The sequence below is a fragment of the Lactiplantibacillus sp. B652 genome, from assembly GCF_023806745.1.
Taxonomy (GTDB): domain Bacteria; phylum Bacillota; class Bacilli; order Lactobacillales; family Lactobacillaceae; genus Lactiplantibacillus; species Lactiplantibacillus pentosus.
The window spans coordinates 1-6,783 of the sequence record NZ_JAMSKY010000033.1 but is presented as its reverse complement, the minus strand read 5'-3'; the positions used below and the strand labels follow the sequence as shown (position 1 = coordinate 6,783).

Annotated in this window: 4 protein-coding genes; all 4 read right to left on the bottom strand. The window is 48.9% G+C overall.

Going from position 1 to position 6,783, the window contains the following annotated elements:
* Positions 1 to 213 precede the first annotated feature (213 nt).
* Positions 214 to 822, bottom strand: coding sequence for a histidine phosphatase family protein (locus MZO40_RS16505; protein ID WP_105961757.1), 609 nt, complete (start codon positions 820 to 822; stop codon positions 214 to 216).
* A gap of 167 nt (positions 823 to 989) precedes the next feature.
* Entirely contained in the window at positions 990 to 2,741 is a 1,752-nt protein-coding gene (locus tag MZO40_RS16500; RefSeq protein ID WP_122217873.1) for a hypothetical protein, read from the bottom strand.
* 232 nt (positions 2,742 to 2,973) lie between these two features.
* Entirely contained in the window at positions 2,974 to 5,535 is a 2,562-nt protein-coding gene (locus MZO40_RS16495) for an ATP-grasp domain-containing protein (protein ID WP_105920088.1), read from the bottom strand.
* Positions 5,532 to 6,614: a carbamoyl phosphate synthase small subunit gene (locus MZO40_RS16490; RefSeq protein WP_252133452.1), complete on the bottom strand. Its 1,083-nt coding sequence runs from the start codon at positions 6,612 to 6,614 to the stop codon at positions 5,532 to 5,534. The genes MZO40_RS16495 and MZO40_RS16490 overlap by 4 nt, the downstream gene beginning before the upstream one ends.
* Positions 6,615 to 6,783: the final 169 nt, after the last annotated feature.

Below are 6,783 nucleotides of genomic sequence, written 5' to 3'. Positions count from 1 at the left end.
ACTCGCTTTCAATTGGTTTTGGTCGACTTAATTGTAGCACAGGACGATATGTCCTTTTGTTGTACATAAAAATAGTGTTGATGGATATTATCTATCAACACTAAATATCATAGACCCACAAAAACAGCCTACTCAGTTAATTCTGAATAGGCTGTTTGCACGCCGCGACTAATTCTCGTTAAAAAGAGCAACCAATCGCTAGTTGACATAATTTTAATTTATCTGAGCTGTTGGCCTAGCCGACCAATCAATCACTTCATCAAACTGGAACTGTCCCGCTTCATAGCGATATTTCAAAACGGCACAATTGTGTAACACGATGCCCCGCCGTTCAATTTCGTCCATCGACAGCCATTTTCGCAAGAACATGAAGCTGGCGCCCCCGTGGCTCACCGCGAGAACCTGCTGATGATTGGGGCGTTCCATAATCTCTGTCAACGTCTTGACCACGCGCGCCTGAACTTGTAAGTCACTTTCACCACCATATTGTAAGAAGAAATCACCGTGGCTGCGCCGAACTGGGTCGGGTTTGGGATTCAAGACTTCAGATTCTGCTTCAAAAACACCAAAGCCCCACTCCTTAATCCCTTTAAGCCGTTCGTAAGGCTGGTCAGTCACGAGTTCTAAGGTGTCGCTTGCGCGTTCCTGGGTCGAACAGTAGGCATGATCAAACGTGATCTGTGCTCGCCGAAAATAGTCGCCGACCTGCTTGGCATCCGCAATACCCCGTTCCGTTAGTGGTGAATCACACGCACCTTGAATCTTGTGCAGCCGATTGAACAAGGTCTCACCGTGCCGCATTAAATATAGTGTCTTTGCCAATTTGCATAACCATCCTTTATCAAAATGTTAAGTTAAGCATACTACAAATGAAAGCGCTGTTCTTGACAAAAAGCGGCATCATCCGCCTAACCAGATGATGCCGCTTGTGACCAATCACGGGCGATAACCGCTCGCGGATACAAGGTCTTAATATCCAAATTGACAGATTACTGTTCCGCTGCCGCAGACCGCCGTGACCGTCTGATTGTGATCGGCCAGGCGATTAGCACACCAATCCACGCAACGATTGCAAGTACCGTTCCGAGTTTGGTAACGAAACTGCTTTGATAGCGGATGATGAGCACGTTCTTGCCACGGCGCTGTTTCAGCCCAATATTACCGATCCAATGATGCTTGATTTGTGCTGATGTGACGCGTTTGCCGTTCAACACTAGCACGGTTCGACGATAAGCGACGACTGGTAGCGTCTGGACTTTCGCGTGTTTAGCATGCCAAGTGAGCTTGATGCCATCACGGATGACTTGGTGCTTAAAACGCGATTTCTGTTTAGAAAAATTCCGCGTGTAGGCATGGTAAACGTCTGGGTCCGTGACAACCTTATGCGTGACGGGCACGTAGTCCGGGGTCGTTCGATCAGCATCATCAATCAGCTGTCCGAGTTTCCGCGTATGAAACGCCGGTTGCAGTTGTTTGATGTACTTCAGCCGTGAATGCACATTGCCATCAGCCGTCTGTAACCCTTGCGCGAGTGGCGTCGAGTCGGCAATCGTAAAATGCACGTTTTGACTGACTTTTTGCGTGCATAATATGAGCGAAATCAGACTCAAGCAAGTCGCCGCAATCCCAATGCTCCGGTGAAGTATTTCACTGGTCTGCGTGTGGGCCACCTCACGATAAACCAAGACTGTCGCTAGCAACATGAACGGCGTCCCAATCAGCGTAATCCGGCGTGGCATTTGCAAGAATGATTGCAAGAGTGGGAACGATTTTTGCATCAAATCCCACGGAAATAGCGTCGTCCCAATCACTAGATAGACCATCGAGACCGTCGCAAATAACTTTGTGAATGGCGTCAAGCGGTGCCAGAAGACGACCAGACCAGTCAACAGTGCATACACGATAATGGTCAAGACGATATCGCTATTGGAGTCGACGCCATTATAGATCGGCTGAAAAATCAGACTGGCATTGGGTGCCATATCCATCGCAACGGGTGGAATCAAGGTGTTGCCCCGGTAGACTTCTAACAATGGCAGAATGGTATCGAGACTGAGCAATACTGCCAGCAAGACCGCCGCCACGAAGTTTAGTAATCCGCTAACTTCGAATTTTGTTCGCCACAGCCCGTGAATGAAAAATGGCACTAGGAATGGGAGGACTAACGCAACTGTCAGGATTTGAAATTGCGCTAACAACCCAATGTAGATGCCCAACTTAAGCATCGGTAACAACTCCCACTTGCCGGCATACAGATCTAGGATCGGACCGACGAGTAACGGCAATAAGCCAAACGCAATCGAGCGCCAAGTGACACCGAATAAGAAGCCGTAGACCACGTTGGAGCTTAAGAAAATCACGCCCAAAGCGATCGAGACCCGTTTTGAAAAATGAAGCCGCTGACCGGCCGCGTACATCAACATCCCACTGGCAAAATAAACGATTGCTAGTGAGAGTATTTGGAATCGAAACCAATTGCCGACTAGCAGTAATAACGCGCCGGCAATGTAAGTGATCAGCGGACTGTAGAGGCTGTTGACCACCCGGCCCGCTTGCTGAAATGAATACAGATTGATAAAACTAAAATTGTGATTTTTTAATTGTAACGCGGCCTCATAAATCCGGTTATATTGAAAATAACCATCCACCCCTAATAAAGCGTGATTATTCAATAGCAACGGACTACACATGACCAAGACGGCAAGTGCAATCACCACGATTGCCGTTCTGTGTTTGCGCATCTTCAATTCCTCCCCAACTAACCCTTTTGTTCTGATACTCGTTCAAGCACCTAAATTTACATTATATCCGTTTTACCCCATTGATTCCAATGTTAACTGGTTATCGTTAGTTCACACTTGCAACTCAAAAATCACAACCCGACCAAGTTTTGGTTAGGTTGCGATCGCCAATATTTCTTAATGACGTTGGTCAAATAACGGCACAGTGTCAAGCGAACATGGGCATGTCAACCTAGAAGTCAGTGTCCTCATTGCCCTGATTCAAGGCCGTCAACGCCGCTTTCAACGTGTCACCATGGGCAATCACCGTCCCAGTCGCGTGGCCAGGTTCACCGGTTGCTTCGACTTCATCATAAATCTGTAAATGATTATATGGGAACGTGTTGGCCTGGACGTAAACGGGCTTCAAGCGGTTGACGTTTGGATAGTCGTACATCACCTTGGTCAACGACTCGCCCAACTTCACGTGTAGTAACAAGCGAGTCACACTGGAGCCACTTGCTTTACTGATCAGTGCCATGGTCGCAATGCTCATCGGTTCAATCGTGGCCAGTTGCAGCTTCGTATCCGCAATTGCCAAGCGCACGGTATATAATCCGGGGGCGCCCATCGCGAGGACCCGTTGCTTGATTTCGTCAGTCAATGCCGTAATCGCTTGATTTTCAGCCTTATCCCGAATTGGGAAGACTTCGACCGCACCGCGCACGTTGCCACGAAGATTATTACCGGCAATAATTTCGCTGATCCCGAAAATTGAGACATCCGTTCCGTCCGTAATCACTTCCACGGCCGGTGAATCGTTCGTCTTGATTTGTTCGCGAGGCAAACTGTTATTGATTTGAATCACTTGATAGCCATCCCGAATCAGCTGTTGGCCCAGTCGATAGTCATGGTAGGTGGTAAAGACGATCAACGGCTTTTCAATCGCCAACACGTTTAAAATGTCAGAATACTGCTTAGGCTCAACATAGCGCTTTTTCGCCAATTGCGGCGTCATCGCCACACTATTCGGATTAGCGTTGATCAGAATTGGCTCGTAATTGGCCTTCTTCAAGTAAAACAACAGCTGTGAGACGAGATAATCGTTCCCATGATTGGTCCCGATGCGGTTGGCGCCGGTGCCAATCACGACCACGCGACGACCCGTAGTCGGTTGGCTTTCGTTATCAAATTCATAAGTTGAATAATAAGTACTGGTTTGTTCCGTGAATTCGCCGGCCGTTGGTTCGATTTCTTTAAACGTCGGCCGAATTTCATTTTCCAGTGCAAACTGGCGTACCTTGCTGACCTCAGCCTGCCAAGCAGCGGCCGCGTCTTCATCGGTAAAGCCGAAATATTTAGCCCGTCCCAATGCGTGGACGTCGAAAGGCCGCTCACGTAAAGCCCGTTCGATTTCTAAAATATGACTTAATTTATAGAAATAAAAGGCGTCGATCTTGGTCAACTCAGCTAGCTCGTCAATCTGGTAGCCCCGATTCAGTGCCTCTAGCAGAATCAACATCCGCCCAGCTTGTGGGTGAATCAAGCGCTGAATCAGTTCGCCTTCAGAATAGTTCTGTGGCCGATTGGCAATCACGTGATACCGTGATTCATCGGTCGAGCGCAATCCTTTCAGCAAAGCTTCTTCCGTTGAGCGACCCACGCCAATCACGGATCCGGTCGATTCAGTGACCGTATCGAGTTGATGGCTGACCTTATTCAACACATTGAACGGCCAGACTGGGATGCGACAGACGATATGGTCGAGCACCGGTTCGATGAGGGCCGTCTGTTTACGATAAGCCCCCGGTAATTTGACTTCGGCTAAGCTAATACCAACCATCAGATTACCGACAACTAGGGCGAGTGGGTACTCGGTTGCGCGGGCGGCCAAGGCCATCGTGCGGTCAAAATACGGCGTCACTTTAATGACATAGTAATTTTGAGTTGCCGGATCCAAGGCGAACTGAACGTGGCAGGACCCACTGAGCCGCAGCTTACGCATGATTTTCAGCGTCGCGGCTCGAAACTGTTGATACTCCTGGTCAGTGATCGTCTGCGTCGGCGCAAAAACGATTGAGTCCGCCGAGTGAATGCCGACCGGATCAAAGTTTTCCATCCCACTGACGAGTAATGCGGTGTCCTTTTGGTCACGGACGGCAACAAACTCAAGTTCCTTATAGCCAACAATACTTTGTTCGACAATGCATTGCTTGGTACCTGACACTTTGAAGCCCATCGCTAACGCTTGTTGCAGTTCATCTTCATCTTCACAGAGTTGCCGACTCGCTTCAATCCGTGGCGCCACTGATTTAACGATGACCGGGAAGCCGACGTGACGCACGACCGCCATCGCTTCTGCAGTACTGGCCACGACCTGCGAGGCAATCACCGGTTCGCCAATATCCTTCAGCCGATTACTCATGAGGGCGGGATTGACGATCATATCGACAACGTCTTGATCCCACTGCAACAGCTTGACCTGATTATTCTTAAGCACGTTATTTCGAATTAACCCCTGAATCAGGGTCACCGTTTGAATGCCACCCAAGGAAGGAATCAGGCCATCGGGTTGCTCGGCCTCGATAATTTTAGTCACAGCAGCAACCGTCAACGGCTCTAAGTAGACCTTATCCGCAAACCGATTTTCCGCCGCTACTGAATAGGCGTTGTTATCCACGAGTACGACCGCGATACCGAGTCGCCGAATCGCCGCACCGATTTGGGTGACGGCCGCATCATGTTGTCCTTCACGGCCGATATCGTTGTGGCCCGCCCCGATGATCAGGACTTTTTGTAAGGTTTGATTGTTCACCAGATTGGCCCCCTTGCTTGTTGCATGGATTCAACAAATTCATCGAAGATATCCCGCGTCTCAGTTGGTCCGGGCGCGCCATCTGGGAAGAATTGGACTGAAAAAGCTGGAAAATCGCGCAGACGCAAGCCCTGAATCGTCCCGTCAATTAAATCAACAAACGTGGTAATTAATTTATTACGGTCAACGGTGTCCGCATCGACCGCAAAGCCTTGCCCCTGTGAGGCATAAATAATCTGATTAGTAATGACTTCGCGAATCGGATGGTTGGTGCCGTGATGTTCGGGTGACAACTTCATGATCTGTGCACCATTAGCCATCGCAAACAATTCATGACCGAGACCAATTGCAAAGAGCGGTACCCGGTTTTGAATATTTTTGATCATCTCAGTCACGCTGTCCGGCAAGTCTTGTGGTTTCCCAGGACCGGTTGACAAGACGACCCCGTCCGGATCAAGGTTCAGAATTTCTTCGGTCGTGGCGGTGTATGGCAACACCGTGACGTTGCAAGCCCGTTTACTAAGCTCACGTAAAATTCCGTGTTTCAGCCCCAAATCGACCACGACCACGTTCAAACCAGTCCCTGGATTGGGAAATGGTTTTGGTGTGGCGACGGCGGCAACTTGTTGATTGGTCAACACGGTTGCACCGAGTTGGTCAAAAGCGTGGGCATCCGCCACGTCCACGATGCTAGCCTTCATCGGACCGCTAGCTCGTAACTGCTTGGCGAGGTGCCGGGTGTCGATGTGACTGATCCCTGGAATGTTTTGTTGTTTTAGGTATTGGTCCAATGACCAACGTCGCTGCCGATTAGTCGAGATACTAGCGACATCACGTACGACGACCCCTTTGACCGTGGGTAAAATCGATTCATAGCTGTCGTGATTGATGCCGTAACTGCCAATCGTCGGCTGCGTAAAAGCAACGATTTGATTATGATAAATTTGATTGGTAATAATTTCTTGATAGCCCGTCATGCTCGTATTGACGACGATTTCTCCAGTCGAAACCGCTGGCGAGCCAAAGCCTTCGCCTAGGTAGGCGCTGCCGTCTTCAAGAATCAAATAGCGGTCTGCCATTGCGATCCCTTCTCATCTGTTTGATTACGTTTATTAGTTAATAATTTCAATGCCCGAATTGTCAAATCAAGTGCAACACTTTCGACCTATTCTTAGTTATTGGTCTAGTTAATCGAAGTCTGGCAGAACTGCCATTGCCGATTGATAGTTGAGAACCTTTCGTGGTCTT

Coding starts and splice junctions, on each gene's coding strand:
- MZO40_RS16500 (WP_122217873.1), bottom strand. CDS start 2,741: ATGCGCAAACACAGAACGGCAATCGTGGTGATTGCACTTGCCGTCTTG.
- MZO40_RS16490 (WP_252133452.1), bottom strand. CDS start 6,614: ATGGCAGACCGCTATTTGATTCTTGAAGACGGCAGCGCCTACCTAGGC.